The sequence below is a fragment of the Gillisella vitis genome (genome assembly GCF_001541345.2).
In the GTDB taxonomy this organism is placed as follows: Bacteria; Pseudomonadota; Alphaproteobacteria; order Rhizobiales; family Rhizobiaceae; genus Allorhizobium; species Allorhizobium vitis.
Window position 1 is genome coordinate 38,716 of record NZ_LMVL02000013.1, and the last position, 15,456, is coordinate 54,171.

At 58.5% G+C, this 15,456-nt stretch carries 15 protein-coding genes and 1 other RNA gene; 9 read left to right on the forward strand and 7 right to left on the reverse strand.

The window, feature by feature from the left end; translation table 11 throughout:
• Positions 1–20 precede the first annotated feature (20 nt).
• Positions 21–3,716, forward strand: a complete 3,696-nt coding sequence (locus tag ASB66_RS25465; RefSeq protein WP_060717928.1) for an AsmA family protein — start codon at positions 21–23, stop codon at positions 3,714–3,716.
• Between the two features lie 167 nt (positions 3,717–3,883).
• Here ASB66_RS25465 and ASB66_RS26145 read toward each other — a convergent pair whose 3' ends face one another.
• The 5 genes from ASB66_RS26145 to ssrA all read right to left on the reverse strand — a co-directional run bounded on the left by ASB66_RS26145 (position 3,884) and on the right by ssrA (position 6,217).
• Positions 3,884–4,159: a hypothetical protein gene (locus ASB66_RS26145; protein ID WP_147274082.1), complete on the reverse strand. Its 276-nt coding sequence runs from the start codon at positions 4,157–4,159 to the stop codon at positions 3,884–3,886.
• Between the two features lie 319 nt (positions 4,160–4,478).
• Entirely contained in the window at positions 4,479–4,703 is a 225-nt protein-coding gene (locus tag ASB66_RS25475; protein WP_060717943.1) for a ribbon-helix-helix domain-containing protein, read from the reverse strand.
• Between the two features lie 111 nt (positions 4,704–4,814).
• Entirely contained in the window at positions 4,815–5,027 is a 213-nt protein-coding gene (locus ASB66_RS25480; RefSeq protein WP_060717930.1) for a DUF4169 family protein, read from the reverse strand.
• Between the two features lie 26 nt (positions 5,028–5,053).
• The gene (locus ASB66_RS25485) at positions 5,054–5,563 is read right to left on the reverse strand and encodes an SspB family protein (RefSeq protein ID WP_060717931.1); all 510 of its coding nucleotides are present in this window, start codon (positions 5,561–5,563) and stop codon (positions 5,054–5,056) included.
• Between the two features lie 286 nt (positions 5,564–5,849).
• Positions 5,850–6,217, reverse strand: a transfer-messenger RNA (tmRNA) gene (ssrA, locus tag ASB66_RS25490).
• A 151-nt stretch (positions 6,218–6,368) separates the two neighbouring features.
• Here ssrA and ASB66_RS25495 point away from each other — a divergent pair.
• The 6 genes from ASB66_RS25495 (at position 6,369) to ASB66_RS25520 (ending at position 12,439) form a co-directional block, all read left to right on the forward strand.
• Complete coding sequence (locus tag ASB66_RS25495; protein WP_060717944.1) at positions 6,369–7,163, forward strand: thymidylate synthase; 795 nt, start codon at positions 6,369–6,371, stop codon at positions 7,161–7,163.
• A 110-nt stretch (positions 7,164–7,273) separates the two neighbouring features.
• Positions 7,274–7,666: a DoxX family protein gene (locus ASB66_RS25500; protein ID WP_015916452.1), complete on the forward strand. Its 393-nt coding sequence runs from the start codon at positions 7,274–7,276 to the stop codon at positions 7,664–7,666.
• A 113-nt stretch (positions 7,667–7,779) separates the two neighbouring features.
• Entirely contained in the window at positions 7,780–8,301 is a 522-nt protein-coding gene (locus tag ASB66_RS25505) for a dihydrofolate reductase (RefSeq protein ID WP_060717932.1), read from the forward strand.
• Positions 8,302–8,549: 248 nt separating this feature from the next.
• A complete protein-coding gene (hflK, locus tag ASB66_RS25510) occupies positions 8,550–9,662 on the forward strand; it encodes an FtsH protease activity modulator HflK (protein ID WP_041698081.1) in 1,113 nt (370 codons plus the stop codon).
• A gap of 1 nt (position 9,663) precedes the next feature.
• Positions 9,664–10,581, forward strand: coding sequence for a protease modulator HflC (hflC, locus tag ASB66_RS25515; RefSeq protein ID WP_060717933.1), 918 nt, complete (start codon positions 9,664–9,666; stop codon positions 10,579–10,581).
• 289 nt (positions 10,582–10,870) lie between these two features.
• A complete protein-coding gene (locus tag ASB66_RS25520) occupies positions 10,871–12,439 on the forward strand; it encodes a Do family serine endopeptidase (protein ID WP_411910098.1) in 1,569 nt (522 codons plus the stop codon).
• Positions 12,440–12,501: 62 nt separating this feature from the next.
• On the opposite strand, the gene ASB66_RS25525 is transcribed toward ASB66_RS25520, so the two are convergent.
• Complete coding sequence (locus ASB66_RS25525; protein ID WP_060717935.1) at positions 12,502–13,068, reverse strand: GNAT family N-acetyltransferase; 567 nt, start codon at positions 13,066–13,068, stop codon at positions 12,502–12,504.
• Between the two features lie 12 nt (positions 13,069–13,080).
• A complete protein-coding gene (gene serB, locus ASB66_RS25530) occupies positions 13,081–13,971 on the reverse strand; it encodes a phosphoserine phosphatase SerB (protein ID WP_060717936.1) in 891 nt (296 codons plus the stop codon).
• Here serB and miaA point away from each other — a divergent pair.
• On the forward strand, positions 13,970–14,884 hold the full coding sequence (miaA, locus tag ASB66_RS25535) for a tRNA (adenosine(37)-N6)-dimethylallyltransferase MiaA (RefSeq protein WP_060717937.1): 915 nt from the start codon (positions 13,970–13,972) through the stop codon (positions 14,882–14,884). The genes serB and miaA overlap by 2 nt on opposite strands.
• Before the next feature lie 85 nt (positions 14,885–14,969).
• On the forward strand, positions 14,970–15,227 hold the full coding sequence (locus ASB66_RS25540; RefSeq protein WP_060717938.1) for a hypothetical protein: 258 nt from the start codon (positions 14,970–14,972) through the stop codon (positions 15,225–15,227).
• Positions 15,228–15,456 lie beyond the last annotated feature (229 nt).

A 15,456-nucleotide genomic window follows, 5' to 3' on the forward strand; every position in this document is an offset into this window, starting at 1 on the left:
AAACAACTTAGGGAGTCGCAGTGCTAGGCAGACTGTTCATCGCGTTTGGCGGATTGGTCGTGGTGGCGCTGTTTGCCGCGCTTCTAGCGCCGCTTTTCGTCAACTGGACGGACTTCCGCAAGGATTTCGAGGATCAGGCCAGCCGTCTTCTCGGTAAAAAGGTGGTGGTCCACGGCGCTGTCGAGGCGCGTATCCTGCCGTTTCCGTCGATCACGATGAATGACGTCACGGTCGGGCCGGGTACTGATGGCAAGACGCTGGCGCATGTCGCGCGGTTTTCCATGGATGCCGAGCTTGCGCCGTTCCTGTCTGGCGAAGCGCGGATTTTCGCCATGCGGATCGAGCAGCCGAATGTGCGGTTGCGCGTGTTGCCGGACGGTTCGCTGGACTGGTTGCAGGGCAGTCAGCCAAGCCTGCCGGGTCGCAATGTCGTGCTGGAAAAGGTGACGGTTGTCGATGGCGCTCTGACCCTGGTCGATCAGCAGACAGGTCGCACCCGCCAGATCAGCGGACTCAATGCCGATATGACGGCCCGCTCGCTGGCCGGTCCCTGGACGGTGACGGGGCAGGGCGCGCTTGATGGCCAGTCCGGCAATTTCTCGCTGTCCAGCCTGCAACCGGATCCGGCCAAGGGCGCTGTGCCGGTGAAAATCCATATCGCCCCGGATGCAACGCCCGTCGATATCGACCTGTCCGGCGATCTCACGCTTGTCGACAAGCGCCCGACCTTGCAGGGAAGTTTCCTGGCGGCCTTGCGCGCCACTGCCAATGCCGAGGACGGTCAGGTGAGCGCGCCGATGGGTAATCCGGTGCTGCCGCCACGCATCAAGGGCAAGTTCGAACTGGCCAATGACCGGGTGCGGATTCCGGAATACCGGATGGAAATCGGTGCCAGCGACCAGCCCTATATCATCACCGGCGAGGCGACGCTGGACAGCGGCAAGGCGCCGGAATTTCTGCTGACAGCTGAGGGCCAGCAGATCGACGTCGATAAGCTGACGCCCACCCTGCCCAAGGGCAAGACCGGTCGGCAGATGCAGAATTCCGCTCGCCAGCGTATCCAGTCGCTGATCGCGCTCGCAGACCGGATCCCCATTCCAGATATGCCGGGTCGCGCCAGCCTGAAACTTCCGGCGATTGTCGCAGGCGATACCGTTATCAGGGACATCACCCTGGATCTGCGGCCTGCCGGAACCGGTTGGCAGGTCGATAAGGCGGTTGCCACCCTGCCGGGCCGCACCCAGGCGGAAGCCTCGGGACGGCTACAACTGAAAGGTCAGGCCTCCTTTAACGGTTCGCTGCTGGTTGCGTCCAGCCAACCCTCCGGGCTGGCTTCCTGGCTATCGGGCGATGTTGATCCGGCCATCCGGCAATTGCGCACAGCGGGCTTTTCCGCCAATGTCAACCTGACCTCCGACCTGCAACGGTTCGACAAGCTGGAATTGGCGATCGGGCCAGCCAGCCTGCATGGGCGTCTTGAGCGGCGATCAGCCGATGGCGTCATGCCCAGCCTGTCCTTTGATCTCTCCGGCAATGCCTTCGACTTCGATGCAACGAAAGCGCTGGCTTCGCTGGTGTCCGGCGATACCAGCGACGATGCTCTGCTGAAGCACCAGATTGCCGGGAACATCAAGGTCGATGCGTTTTCGGCATTCGGCATCACGGCTCGTGATGTGGATGGGCTGTTTACCTACAAGGATGGCGGGTTTTCGGTGCGCAAGCTGGATATTGGCAATCTTGCCGGCGCCAGTATCAAGGCGACGGGCGAGGCCACTGGCTCGCTTGCCGATTATAGTGGCAAAGCGCAGGTCATGCTGCATGCTGACGACATGAGCGGATTTCTGGCCATGCTGCATCAGCAATTGCCGCAGCACCCGCTGCTGGCCCGGCTGGCGTCCAGCGGGCAATGGTACTCCGATGCCGACATTGTGGTGAATGCCCGTTTTGGTGACGCTCAGTATGGCGGCTTGCAGGTTGACCTACAGGGCAAGGCCAATGGCACGGCGGTCGATGCCGCCTATCGACAGGACAGCCTGTTCGATGTGTTCGATGATTCAGAGAAGAGCTTTTCGCTGACCGCTGCCAATGAAGAACCTTCGGCGCTGTTGGGTCAGCTTGGCTTCGATCCACTGCCGGTGCCGATGGATGGCGGTGCGAAACTGACCCTGCAACTGAAACAGCAGGGAACCGCGCCAGCGGATGGCCAGATGTCATTGACGGCGGGTGCGACCCGGCTTGGGGTGAGCGGCACGGTCAATCTCGGTGCCGACCTGTTCTTGCAGGGCAAGGGCAAGGTGGAGCTGGCCAGCGACGATATTGCCCCCTTGCTGATCATGAATGCAGTCAGTCTCCCCGACATCGACACTGGTCTGCCAATCACCCTGACCGGCGACATCGAGCGGCAGGGCGAAAAGACGCAATTGCACGATATAAAAGGCGAGGTTGCGGGCGATGATTTGTCCGGCACGCTGGTGCTGGAGCCGACGGCTTCAGCGGTTAAAATCGGCGGTGTGGTTGGCCTGGAGACCGTTGATCTCGAGTGGTTGGCATCGACCGTGATCGGCCCGGTCAAAGATGTTGCATCCAATACGTTATCGGCGGCGAAGGTGCAGCTCCCTGTCTGGGGCGACATGCAGATGGACATCGCCCTCAAGGCTGGCACACTCGATCTTGGCCCGCTGCCGGCCGCCCGTGATGTTGCAGCGCGCCTGACGCTGGTGGATGGCGGCATGGCGCTGGAAGATCTATCCGGCACTCTGTTCGGCGGCGATCTCTCCGGGCGCATGTCGCTCGCCAACAACCAGGGAACGGCTTTTTTGCGCAGCAGACTGTCCCTTGCCAATGCCGACTTGGGCAAGATCTGGCCTGATAGCGGCCTGTCCGGTCAAGCCAGGCTGCAAGTGATGGCAGAGGGCAGTGGCGGTAGCGCCATAGGCCTGCTGGGATCGGTGAACGGTTCCGGTCAGGTCGATGTCTCCGCCCTGGTTATCCCGGACCTGGACCTGTCCAGCTTTCCCGCGCTCTCGGCGTCGTTTGGGGCTGCGACCAGTGAGGTGACGCCTGGGCAGGTTTCCGCAGCGCTGACGCCACTGCTGGCCCGCGCGCCTGCACGGCTGGGCGACGTGACTATGCCGTTTACGCTGAGTGACGGCAAAGCCCGGATGCAAGGTGTGAAACTGCCAGCCAAGGATGCCGCTATCGAGACGCAGGCCGTTGTGACGGTTGCCTCTGGTGACGTCGATGCCAATGTCCAGATCGCCTTCGATCCGGCTACAGCGGTCTCTGCGCCGGGGGAGGCTGTTGCAGCGCAGACGGATGCTGGACAGGGAACGGCGGGAGATGCAGCGCCGACCGTCCACCTGCTGTTGAGCGGCCCTCTCGCTGCGCCCAAGCGGCAGCTGGATGTTCGTGAAATGGCAAGCTATCTATCGCTCCAGGCTTTCGAACGTGAGCGTCGCCGGGTGGAAACATTGCAAGCCGCTGTGTTGGAAAAGCAAAGGCTGCGGCGCGAAGTGGCCTATTATACCGCCCTTGCAGCGGAGCGTGCGGCGGTGCAGGCCAAGGCTGCGGCGGCAGCCGATGCCGCGGCACGGGCTGCGGAGGCGGCGGCGAGAGCGGCGGATCGTGGTGCTGGCAATGCTGCGCCATCAACACCGCGCGATGGGTCGAATAACGGTTTCAAACTTGAGTTGCAGGATTTGCCCGGAGTGCAATAATTTACGTGCAATAATTTACGTTCAATAACGAAAGCGCAATAACGTCGGCTACTGCATGATGAGCTTGCGGCCTTATGAACTTGCCGCCTGGCGAAAAGACAAAAAAGTACCGCTATGCCATCATGGCAGAGCGGTGCTGCGTCTCGATAGAGATCGATCAGAAAATTTCAGAGAAAGGCTTCGCGCTGGCCAAACGGAGGCATGGCGCCGCCACCCATATTGCCGCCACCGAAATTCGGGAACTTGCCTTCAAAGCCTTCGAAACCCTCAGGTGCGGAACCTTCGGCGGATGACGATGTCTCGGAGGAGGTGCTGGTGGATGCTGCTGTTGTGCTGGTCGATGCTGTCGCGTCGGTGGTGGTCTGCTCTTCGCTTGGCTTTTGCATGCGGCCCATTGGCGGCATCATTGGCATGAACGACTGGGAAGAAACTGCGCTTGTCATATTTGAAATCCTTTTCAAATGAAGTTGGCGCTGTTGGAGGGGGCGTATCGGGTGGAGAAATCCTGCACCATTCCCGGGCGTCCTGCAGCTTTCAGCGCAGCCCGACCATAATAGTCGTTCCCTAATGAAACGTTATTTAACATAACCTTTGTCCGGGGATGTCGGTCAGATTAACATAACTTTACTTCATGGGCCCCTGAAACGGACGATTTGTCTCGTCAGACGGGACGCTGGAATACGAAAGGCCTCTGGTGAGGTTGATCACAGGCCCAAATTGTCGTGTTTTCGAATCACTGGACCATTTACAGGGATACGCATTTCAATGCGGATCGGAGCCAGACTGTTTGAGCCATTCCAGCACATAGAGCCGCAGAGCCGACGAGAGATTGCAATCCGCCGGGCGTTTGCCGTCAATATCCGCAATCAATGCCGCAATCGGGATATTACGGCGTTCGGCAATCCCGCGAATTTCCTGCCAGAATGCATCTTCCAGAGAAAAACTGGTGCGATGTCCATGGAGGGAAATAGAATGTTTGCGGATCAGCGGCATAGAGGAGGCCGTTCAAGGGACATCAAAAGGCAAGCGAGTGGCTTGGTATGTCCCCGTCCTGCCATGGGAAATCCTGTCAGGAGCAATAGGAACAAACGTCCGCTCTCAACCGAGCTCGTCTGGCGCAGGACTGGCCGGTTTCGGTTCCAGTTTGGAATTGTCGAGAGCAGCCCGGGCCTTGTCGTTCAGGGCGCTGGTCAGGTTTTTCTCAGCCTTGCTTCGTCCGAAACTCACGCGGTTCTGATCCGCGATCTTTTCCTTTTCGGTACGCGCTTTGGCTTTCCTGACCTGACGTAGATTAACGACTTCGCCCGACATGCGCTGCTTTCCTTGGCTGTACCGCCTTACTGTTTCTTTCGGAACGCATCCAGGGAGACGACTGAGCCTTCCTTCTTTTCGCCTTCCGGCTTATCGGCAGCGCCATCCTCTGATTTTTCCGATTCGGCGGCCAGCGGATAGGCGGTGATTTCGGCAGAGGTTTCGTCTTCTTCAACCTGCGGCACATCGAATTCCAGTTCGAAATTCACAGAAGGATCGTAGAAGCCGCGAATGGCGTTGAAAGGAATGACCAGTTTTTCCGGCGTGTCGGAGAAGGACAAGCCCACTTCGAACAAGCTATCGGTGACCTTCAGGTCCCAGAACTGGTGCTGGATGACAATGGTCATCTGCTCAGCATATTTGGCCTTGAGGTGCTGGGAGATGCGCACACCCGGAGCACCCGTCAGGAAGGTGATGAAAAAGTGATGTTCCCCCGGCAGCCGGCCCGTTGCGGCGACTTCGGTCAGCACCTTGCGGATAACGCCGCGCAATGCGTCCTGAGCCAGAATGTCGTAACGGATGTGGTCCTGCCCCATATGGTCCTGTCTTTCTTCTGCGTCCGGTCATGTGCATCACAAGTGATGCGCGTGTCTGTTGTTTATAAGCCATGCACGGCTTTGGCGCAAAGCCCGATTCCGCTTCTATCTATATCACTATAAATCAAACTCAAGGGTGAGGGTAGGGGCGCGGCTCAGGACGGGACAAGGAGCCAGAGGAGGACGTGCCGGTGGCTGGATGCGCAAAAGGCATCGCAGGAGAAGCCACTCAGCGGCCACCACGGCATCTATCAGCGCAAGGCAAAGTGATATCAAGGAGTAGAGAAGTGGAGGTTTCTGTTGCCAGGTACCTCCGAACCCCGCCTTACAGTGCTACCCGTAAGGACTTAGTTTGGGTTTCTGGCACCGCGATTAAGCAGCGACAGCGTAACCCTGAGCGTTGTTGTCATTTGCAACTACACTTGTGACCCGATGACGGTGGTATCATGCCGAGCAAAAGTTCGATCTTTACGCCCTTGTCGATCCTATTTCGCCCCCATCAAAAGCCGGTCACAAAGACCGACCGGTTTTTGGTGGAGGCGCCGGGTACCGCCCCCGGGTCCAATAGGTTTATTTCACCGACCGTTTATTGCCATAGCCGATGCAAGCACCGGCAAGGGGGATATAGGTGTTTTCCGCACGGATGAAAAGACCGGCATCACCTGAATTTAACGGGTTCGTGACAAATGCGGATAATACCCTTGGAAATGCCGGGATATGACGGTGTTTGATGCTGTTTCGACTTTCGCTGGGACGGGTTTCGGAGGTAAAGCTTGTTTCAAACGACAAACGGCAGGCACCGACCATGAAGCAATATCTCGATCTCCTGCAGCATGTGATGGAAAGTGGCAGCGACCGCGGCGACCGCACCGGTACCGGCACGCGCTCGGTCTTTGGGTATCAGATGCGGTTTGATCTGGCGGAGGGCTTCCCTGTCCTGACCACCAAGAAGCTGCATCTGCGCTCAATCATCCATGAACTCCTGTGGTTTTTGAAGGGCGATACCAATATTGCCTATCTGAAGGAAAACGGCGTTTCCATCTGGGACGAGTGGGCCGATGAAAATGGCGATCTCGGACCGGTCTACGGTGCGCAGTGGCGCTCCTGGCCAAAGCCCGGCGGTGGCCATATCGACCAGATTGCCAATCTCGTCGAGAGCATCAAGACTAACCCCAATTCCCGTCGCCATATCGTGTCGGCCTGGAATCCGGCCGAGGTGGACGAGATGGCGCTGCCGCCCTGCCATTGCCTGTTCCAGTTCTATGTGGCCGATGGCAAGCTCTCGTGCCAGCTCTACCAGCGCTCCGCCGATATTTTCCTCGGCGTGCCATTTAACATCGCTTCCTATGCGCTGCTGACCATGATGGTGGCCCAGGTGACGGGGCTGAAAGCCGGCGATTTCGTTCATACGCTGGGGGATGCGCACCTCTACGCCAATCACTTCGAGCAGGCGCGGCTGCAATTGAGCCGGCAGCCAAAACCCTTGCCGGTGATGCGGATCAATCCAGACGTGAAGGATGTTTTCGGCTTTGAATTCAGTCATTTCAGCCTGGAAGGCTATGTCGCCGAACCTGCTATCAAGGCCCCGATTGCCGTGTAATACAATTTTTCGGTGTTGGTCACGACAACGTTATCAAGAATTTCAGTGACAGAATGCCGCAGCTGTGGTTTCGGTCTCACATCGTTTCTTCCTAAAAAGGTTTAGGTTTCATGATCTTCACTCGACTGAGCCCGTGGGCTCCGACCGTCCTCAGCATCCTGCGTATTATTGCGGGCCTGCTGTTTCTTGAACATGGCATGAGCAAGCTTCTGGGCTTCCCGCCCTCGGATATGAACCCGGCTGTGATGTCGCTGCCCTGGATTGCCGGTTGCATCGAACTGGTTGGCGGCGCGCTGATCACCATCGGCCTGTTCACGCGTCCAGCCGCCTTCATCGCATCCGGCATGTGCGCTTTCGCCTATTTTCTCGTGCATGCTCAGATGGGCTTTTACCCGATGAACAATCACGGCGAGCCGGCGATCCTGTTCTGCTTCGTGTTTTTCTACATCGTCTTTGCTGGCCCTGGCCCGCTCAGCGTCGATGCGGCGATGCGCAAGGAATAGTTTGTCTGCAAGGGATGTATTTCGGGCCGCCGTCGTGTTGACGGCGGCCTTTTTCATGGAAGTCTACGGTGGTTTATGACACCACTCCGCTCGGTAAATGAAGAGAGCAGATCATGCCGAAAATCTCCATTGTTGTTGCCGTCTCAAACAACGGCGTGATCGGTCGAGATGGTGACATGCCCTGGAAGCTGACCACCGATCTCAAGCGGTTCAAGGCGCTGACGCTTGGCAAGCCGCTGATAATGGGCCGCAAGACCTTCGAGAGTTTCGGCTCCCGACCGCTTCCCGGTCGCCCGCATGTGATCGTCAGCCGTCATGCCGATATCGCCATGCCCTCGGTGGAAACCGTGCGCAGCCTTGAGGCGGGGCTTGAGCGGGCAGGGCAGATTGCCGGGGATTTGGGGATAGAGGAGATCTGCGTGATCGGCGGTGGCGAAATCTACCGGCAGGCTTTGCCGCTGGCTGATATCCTGCATGTCACCCATGTGGAGACGGATATTGCCGATGGCGATACGGTTTTTCCGGCAATCGATCCGTCACAGTTTGAAAAACTGCATGAAGAGGCCGTGCCAGCCGGCGAACGCGACAGTTTCGCGACGCGCTACGCGATCTATCGGCGAAAAGCGGCTTTATAACCGTTTATTTCCATAGAAATCGAAGAAGTTAGGGCCTTTTCGTTGAAAGGCGCCGCCGCGATCCCTATAACGGGATTAATCCGGGTGGATGCCTTTTTGATGGCGCCGTTGCGGGCCTTTGCACAACAGTTATGGACTGAAATAGTCTTTGGCGTGGATTGTGCAGGAGACTAGAGGTTTTGCAGCGTCGTGCCGGGTTTACGAGCTCCATGGCGCTGTTGGGAGCATTCTCAGAAAAAGAGGTTTTGATGCCTTGGAGTAATCAGAACGGCGGCGGCCCGTGGGGCGGCGGCGGTGGTAATAACAACAATGGAGGACCGTGGGGGCAGGGACCGAATCGGCCTCGCGGCAATGGCGGTGGCGGCGGTGGCAAACAGCCGCCGGATCTGGAAGACATTATCAAGCGCGGGCAGGATCAGTTCAAGAACCTTGTTCCCGGTGGTCTGGGCGGAGGCATGGGCCTGATCGTCGTGCTCGCCGTGGCCGGTCTCTGGTTGACCCAGGCGGTCTATACCGTGCAGCCGGACGAGCGTGGCGTGGAAATGCGTTTCGGCAAGCCGAAGGACGAAATTTCCGCCCCCGGTCTGCATTTCCATCTTTGGCCGTTTGAAACGGTGGAGAAGGTCAAAGTGACCGAGCAGCAACAGAATATCGGTGCCAAGGTTGCCTCCAATTCCACGGCTGGCCTGATGCTGACCGGCGACCAGAATATCGTCAACGTGCAGTTTTCCGTGTTGTACACGGTCAGCGATCCGAAGGCCTATCTGTTCAATCTCGAAAGCCCGCCGCAGACTTTGCAGCAGGTGGCGGAGAGCGCCATGCGCGAAGTCGTCGGACGTCGCCCGGCCCAGGAAATTTTCCGTGATGCTCGTCAGTCTATCTCTGTCGACGTGCGCAACATCATCCAGGGCACGATGGACAACTACGGTTCCGGCATTTCCATCAATTCTGTAGCTATCGAGGATGCGGCGCCGCCGCGTGAAGTGGCCGATGCGTTCGATGAAGTGCAGCGTGCCGAACAGGACGAAGACCGGTTCGTCGAGGAAGCCAACCAATATTCCAACCAGAAGCTTGGTCAGGCCCGTGGCCAGTCCGCGCAGATGCGGGAAGAGGCTGCTGCCTACAAGGATCGCGTCGTGAAGGAAGCCGAGGGTGAGGCGCAGCGCTTCATCTCGATCTACGACCAGTATACCAAGGCGCCGGACGTGACCCGCACGCGGCTTTACATTGAAACCATGGAGCAGGTCCTGAAGAAATCCAACAAGGTGATCGTTGATGAGCAGGGCCAGGGTGTCGTTCCCTATCTGCCGTTGAACGAAATCGGCCGCATGGGCAGCCAGCCAGCACAGGGAGGCAAGTAAGATGACCAATCGTCTTCCTGCCGTGCTGATCGGCTTAGCCATCGTGCTTCTGCTGATCTACTCTTCGGTTTTCGTCATCAACCAGCGCCAGCAGGCGGTCGTCGTGCGCTTCGGCCAGATCAAGGCGGTCTATAGCGAGCCTGGCCTTTATTTCAAAATGCCCTTCGCCTTTGCCGGCGCCGACAAGGTGCAGATCATTTCGGATCAGTCCCTGCGATTTGACCTCGACAATATCCGTGTCCAGGTTTCTGGCGGTAAATTCTATGAGGTCGATGCCTTCCTGATCTACAAGATCACCGATGCCCGCCGCTTTATCGGGATCGTTTCGGGTGGTGACCGAGATCTGGCGGAAGCGCGGCTTCGTACCCGTCTCGATGCATCCTTGCGTCGGGTCTACGGTTTGCGCGGCTTCGAGGCCGCCCTGTCGGATGCCCGTTCGCAGATGATGCAGGAGGTTGCCGACGATCTGAAATCGGATGCGGAAAACCTTGGTATCACCATTGAGGACGTACGCATTCGCCGCACCGACCTGACCCAGGAGATTTCGCAACAGACCTATGCCCGGATGCGTTCCGAGCGTCTGGCCGAAGCCGAACTGATTCGGGCTCGCGGTAATGAAGAGGGCCAGCGTCGCCGGGCCATCGCCGACCGTCAGGTTGTCGAGTTGCAGGCCGATGCGCAGCGCGATTCGGAAATCCTGCGCGGTCAGGGTGATGCAGAGCGCAACCGGGTGTTCGCGGATGCCTATCAGCGCGATCCGTCCTTCTTCGAATTCTACCGTTCGATGGCAGCCTATGAGGCATCGCTCGGCACGACCGGGACGTCCATGGTGCTGTCGCCGAATTCGGAATTCTTCAAGTTCTTCCGTTCGCAGGCTGGCACTGGGGCGGCAACGCCCGCAGCACCTGCCGCCAACTGATAGACACATCTTTAAAGCCAAAAGGGGCCGGGTTATTCCGGCCCCTTTTTCTATGGGTATGCCATTTGCAAATATCTCAACCGCCTGATGCATTTGAGATCGACGAAATCCTTCGAAACGACGATGCCTGCGCATTTTGGGCGGCGGGTATAAACAGCACTCCGCGCCATGACGCCGCCCTATACTCAAGATAGCGTGAACAAACCCCGCAAGGCGGTTTCGGTTTGTAGCCATGCGTCCTATGATCGGTCGGATGCGAGCAGGAATGAAACTCACGATGAGGAAGCTTATGATCAAGTGTTGCGGACCGGCCACCCGCCTTCTGACCTCTGTTGTTGTCGGGGGCATGGTCAGCTTTGGGCCTGTGGCCACGAGCACGGCAGCCTTCGCGCAGGTCAAGACCGCAGCGCCGATTCCCCCGTCACCGCCTGCTTCCGGGTCTAGTGCGTCCCCAACACCCGGACCCGCGCAGGGCGGCCCGGCACCCGTCGCTGATCTCGCCGAGGGGCTTCTCGGTGCGGTGGTCAATATCGCGACATCGCAGAATGTCGATGATGACGAGTCTGCGCCCCTGCCACAGGTGCCGAAAGGGTCGCCTTTTGAGGATCTGTTTGAGGATTTCTACAAGAATCGCGAGGGCAAGGGCAGCAACCACAAGGTCAATTCGCTCGGCTCCGGCTTTGTCATCGATCCCGCTGGCTATATCGTCACCAACAACCATGTCATCGAGAATGCCGATGATATCGAAGTCATTTTCTCCGACGGGTCGAAATTGCAGGCCAAGCTGATCGGCACCGATACCAAAACCGATCTTTCGTTGCTCAAGGTTGAGCCGACGGAACCGCTGACGGCGGTAAAATTCGGCGATTCGAAAGTGATGCGGATCGGCGATTGGGTGATGGCGATCGGCAATCCCTTCGGGCTTGGCGGATCGGTGACCCTCGGCATCGTTTCGGCCCGGGGCCGCAATATCAATGCCGGTCCCTATGACAATTTCATCCAGACCGATGCGGCGATCAACAAGGGCAATTCCGGTGGTCCACTGTTCAACATGCGCGGTGAAGTGATCGGCATCAATACGGCGATCATTTCGCCGAGTGGCGGCTCCATCGGCATTGGCTTTGCCGTGCCATCGGAACTGGCTGAAAATGTTATCAAGCAACTCCGCGACTTTGGCGAGACGCGGCGCGGCTGGCTGGGCGTGCGCATTCAGCCAGTGCCGGATGATCTGGCCAAGTCGGCAGGCATTAAAGTCGGCCGGGGTGCGCTGGTCAGCAGCATTATTGAAGGCGGTCCGGTGGCCAAGGGTCCGCTCAAAACCGGTGACGTGATCATTTCTTTCGGCGGCAAAGATATTGCCGAAAGCCGGGATCTGGTGCGCACCGTGGCCGAAAGCCCGATCAATCAGGATATCGATGTCGTGGTGTTTCGTGACGGCAAGCGAGAGACCCTGAAAGTGAAATTGGCGCAATTGCCCGACGATAAGGCGATGGAAGCCAAGGACAGTGAGCAGGCCGATCCGAAGGCCAGCGATAGCGAAGACACGGATGAAGCGGCCAGCGGCATGGTGCTTGGCATGAGTGTCGAGGCGCTGGACGATGAGAAGCGGACCGCCAATTCGATTGCCAAGAGCGTCGAGGGCTTGCTGATAACAGATGTGCAGCAGGGCTCCGCCGCTGACCAGAAGGGCTTGAAAGCGGGTGAGGTCATTGTGGAAGTGGCGCAGGAATTCGTCGCCACGCCGGAAGCCTTGGCTGAGAAAATCGACAAGCTGAAATCCGATGGCCGCCGTGCCATTCACCTGATGGTCGCCAATAGCGAGGGCGATCTGCGGTTTGTCGCGGTGCCGCTGGAATAGGGCGTTTTCGAGAGTCGATTCAGTGGTCTACGGCGGCGGGTTCAGAGTTTGAATCCGCTGCTTCAAGTGATTTGTTGGGACGCCCAACGCTGTTTTGTCATCCGGTAAAGCACATGTGGTTTCAGCTGCGGATGGGTGTCAGGGACGCGCGGATGGTCGAAATCGCCGCTCAGATCCCGGATCATGCCAAGCCGCTGCATGACAGCGGTGGAGCGGTGGTTGGTTGCGACCGCAAAGGAGACGATTTCGGTCAAGCCTTTGGTCTCGAAACCGTAGCCGAGAAGACCGCGTGCCGCTTCCGTCGCATAGCCATGCCCCCAGAACCGGGTGGCGAGCCGCCAGCCGATTTCTATTGTGCCCTCGCCCAGAATGCCCGGCATCATCGCGTCCGACAATCCGCAAAAGCCAATGGGCTCTTCGGTTTCCTTCAGTTCGACCGCGTAAAAGCACAGGCCGGTCTCATCGATCAGCCTGTTGACGCGCTCCATCATCAGGTCCGCTTCTTCATAGGTCCGGCGAAAGGGGAAGAACTGCATGACTTTCGGGTCGGCGTTGATTTCCCGAAACAGATTGCGGTCGCTCTCTTTCCATCGGCGCAACAGCAGCCGGTCTGTTTCGAGAATAATCATGATGCCCGTGGTTTAAGGAGCGACGAAATCCGTCTTGCGGTAGCCCTGAAGATAAAGCAAAGCCGTTAAATCACCATAGTCGATGCGAATTTTCGCCTGAGCCGCCACCGTGGGCTTGGCATGTAGCGCCACGCCGGAGCCAGCGACGCCGAGCATGCCGAGATCATTGGCGCCGTCGCCGACAGCAATCGCATCTTCTGGCGAAATCCCGAGACGGGTGACAATGTCCTGCAATGCGTCTACCTTGGCTTGCTTGCCGAGGATGGGTTCAGCCACTTCGCCGGTCAGCAGGCCATCTTGTTCCAGCAGGATATTGGCGCGATTTTCGTCAAAGCCCAGGGTGGCTGCTATTTTCGAGGTGAAGACGGTAAACCCGCCGGAGACCAGAGCGGTATAATAGCCCTTGGCCTTCATGGTGGCGATCAGTTCCAGCCCGCCGGGGGTGAGCGTGATCCGCTTGGCGATCACTTCGTCCACGACGGTAATGGGCAGGCCTTTCAACAGAGCGACGCGCTCGCGCAGCGCCGGTTCGAAAGCGATCTCGCCATTCATGGCGCGGGCGGTGATCAGCGAGACCTCGTCCTTCAAGCCGACTTCGGCGGCCAATTCGTCAATGCATTCCTGGCTGATCATGGTTGAATCCATATCGGCAATCAGGAAGGCCTTGCGGCGTGTGTCGGCCTGTTGGATGGCGAGATCAATGGGGTGACCTTCTATCACCTTGCGCAAGGTCTCTTCCACAACGTCAAGATTGCTGCCATCCTTCAGCGCAATATCGCAGGCTACGCCATCTGCCAACCAATAGAGGTCAGAGGCCGAAACCGCGGCTGCGGCTCGCTCGGCAAGGGCCGGGGTCAGAACAGGATTTGACGGATTGGCAATAAGCGTGGCAACGAAAGCCATGATGAACAACCTTGATGACAATTTTGATGCCATCCTGATAACCGGACCGACCGCCAGCGGCAAGTCCGCGTTGGCGCTGACGCTTGCGGCCGAGGCGGGCGGCGTGGTGATCAATGCCGATAGCATGCAGGTCTATGACACGCTGCGGGTGGTGACGGCTCGCCCGAGCGAAGACGAGATGCAGGGCGTGCCGCATCGCCTCTACGGTCACGTGGCGGCTGGTGCCACCTATTCGACCGGCGACTGGTTGCGCGACGTGACAGTGTTACTGCAAGACCTGCGGGCGCAGAACCGGTTGCCGGTGGTCGTTGGCGGCACGGGATTGTATTTCAAGGCGCTGACCGGCGGCCTCTCCGACATGCCTGTTATACCCGAGGGGGTGCGCGCAGCCCTGCGCCAGCGTGAAAGAGTGGAAGGGGCGGAAAGCCTGCATCGCGACCTGACTCTGCGTGATCCTGCCGTTGCGGCAAGGCTCGACCCCCGCGACGGCCAGCGGATCATCCGGGCGCTGGAGGTCCTTGAGGTCACCGGCCAGTCGATTTCCGAATTTCAAACCCGCTCCGGGCCAATGATCATCGATCCGCAACGGGCCAGAAAACTGGTCGTGCTGCCGGATCGCAAACTGCTGCACGACCGCATCAACCGTCGCTTTGCGATGATGATGAATGAGGGCGCGGTGGAAGAGGTCGAGGCGCTGCTGGCGCAAAACCTCTCCCCGGACATGCCCGCCATGAAGGCCATCGGTGTCTCCCAGATCGCCGCCATGCTGCGAGGTGAGATGAGCCGCGCGGACGTCATCGAAAAGGCCTCCGCCGCCACGCGCCAATATGCCAAGCGCCAGATGACCTGGTTTCGCAATCAGATGGATGAGAGTTGGGAGAGGGTCGATCCTGCCGCTGACCGGTTATCCTGACACAATCCTCGCTTTTGCCAAAACCTTGTCGAGCGCACCAAACCGTGATTTCATTCTTTCGAAAATATCGATCTCTGGAGTTTCCATGAACCGCTTTCTCGCCAGAACACTGTCCGCCCTCAACATCCTGTTTGCGCTGCTGATCATCACCATCGCCGCTGCATCCGGCGCCACGCGCGGCATCTATTATACCGGTGAATTGTCCATTCCCGGCGCGGTGATTGGCGGCTTGGGCGGCGTTCTGGTGGCCGCCCTGGTCTGCGGCACGATTGCCTTCCTGACGCTGATCGAGCGGCATTTGAGCGTGTTGGCTGATGCGGCGAAGCGGGATGTGGGTGGGTGATAGGGTAACAGCCGAACCGGTTTTCCCTAAGAGCCAAGCGCTCCACGAGAGGGTCATTCTAAGAGATTGAAGCAACCCCTGACTCGATATGAATTGGCAGAATAGTTGTGCAGGCTCCTCAATCCTTCAACCCACCCAGCGGCTTCTTCAGGATACTCTCGCGCAAACTCATGCCCGTGTCACGTCTTGATGGGACAGCGGGCGAGGGCGCGGTGGCAAAGAGAGTGTT

What these genes read in the sequence shown, in the direction of transcription:
- ASB66_RS26145 (WP_147274082.1), bottom strand. Translation starts at nt 4,159, where the DNA reads ATGACAAGCGCAGTTTCTTCCCAGTCGTTCATGCCAATGATGCCGCCA.
- ASB66_RS25480 (WP_060717930.1), bottom strand. Translation starts at nt 5,027, where the DNA reads ATGTCGGGCGAAGTCGTTAATCTACGTCAGGTCAGGAAAGCCAAAGCG.
- ASB66_RS25485 (WP_060717931.1), bottom strand. Translation starts at nt 5,563, where the DNA reads ATGGGGCAGGACCACATCCGTTACGACATTCTGGCTCAGGACGCATTG.
- ASB66_RS25495 (WP_060717944.1), top strand. Translation starts at nt 6,369, where the DNA reads ATGAAGCAATATCTCGATCTCCTGCAGCATGTGATGGAAAGTGGCAGC.
- ASB66_RS25500 (WP_015916452.1), top strand. Translation starts at nt 7,274, where the DNA reads ATGATCTTCACTCGACTGAGCCCGTGGGCTCCGACCGTCCTCAGCATC.
- ASB66_RS25505 (WP_060717932.1), top strand. Translation starts at nt 7,780, where the DNA reads ATGCCGAAAATCTCCATTGTTGTTGCCGTCTCAAACAACGGCGTGATC.
- hflK (WP_041698081.1), top strand. Translation starts at nt 8,550, where the DNA reads ATGCCTTGGAGTAATCAGAACGGCGGCGGCCCGTGGGGCGGCGGCGGT.
- hflC (WP_060717933.1), top strand. Translation starts at nt 9,664, where the DNA reads ATGACCAATCGTCTTCCTGCCGTGCTGATCGGCTTAGCCATCGTGCTT.
- ASB66_RS25520 (WP_411910098.1), top strand. Translation starts at nt 10,871, where the DNA reads ATGATCAAGTGTTGCGGACCGGCCACCCGCCTTCTGACCTCTGTTGTT.
- ASB66_RS25525 (WP_060717935.1), bottom strand. Translation starts at nt 13,068, where the DNA reads ATGATTATTCTCGAAACAGACCGGCTGCTGTTGCGCCGATGGAAAGAG.
- miaA (WP_060717937.1), top strand. Translation starts at nt 13,970, where the DNA reads ATGATGAACAACCTTGATGACAATTTTGATGCCATCCTGATAACCGGA.
- serB (WP_060717936.1), bottom strand. Translation starts at nt 13,971, where the DNA reads ATGGCTTTCGTTGCCACGCTTATTGCCAATCCGTCAAATCCTGTTCTG.
- ASB66_RS25540 (WP_060717938.1), top strand. Translation starts at nt 14,970, where the DNA reads ATGAACCGCTTTCTCGCCAGAACACTGTCCGCCCTCAACATCCTGTTT.